This window comes from Mesorhizobium sp. M6A.T.Cr.TU.014.01.1.1, from assembly GCF_004022765.1.
Classification (GTDB): Bacteria; Pseudomonadota; Alphaproteobacteria; order Rhizobiales; family Rhizobiaceae; genus Mesorhizobium; species Mesorhizobium mediterraneum.
In genome coordinates this window covers 1-366 of the sequence record NZ_RZPG01000116.1, presented here as the reverse complement: position 1 = coordinate 366, position 366 = coordinate 1, and the positions used below count along the sequence as shown (strand labels likewise).

1 protein-coding gene is annotated in these 366 nt (G+C 64.8%); it reads right to left on the bottom strand.

All coding sequences use genetic code 11. The features are described 5' to 3' along the window. Positions 1-366: outer membrane beta-barrel protein (locus tag EN885_RS33210; RefSeq protein ID WP_164897989.1), on the bottom strand; the 366-nt coding region annotated here is incomplete at both ends.

Sequence of the window (366 nt, the reverse complement as noted above, 5' to 3'; positions counted from 1 at the left end):
GACGGTGGTCCGCCCGGTCAGGCCGATCGTGGTGCCGCGCTCCGGTGACCATTTGAGGTCGGCGTTGACGGTGGCACCCGAGATCGCATCAAGGTTTTTGTCGTCGATCGCTTCCCTGAGCCAGCCGGCCGAGAATTCGCCCGACAGCTTCTCGCCCATGTCGAGTGCAAGGCCAGCGCGGGCGCCGAGCCGCGTCGACGAGCGCTCGAAGCCTTCATTGTCGATGCGTTGATCATAGGTCCGGCGGCCGACCTCGATTTCAGTGAACGGGGTCAGGGCAGGGGAGATCTCGTAGCCGGTGCGCAACGTCGCGGTGTAGAGTGTGGAGTCCTGATCCTTCTGCGACAGCGAGGTGCCGTCCGAGAG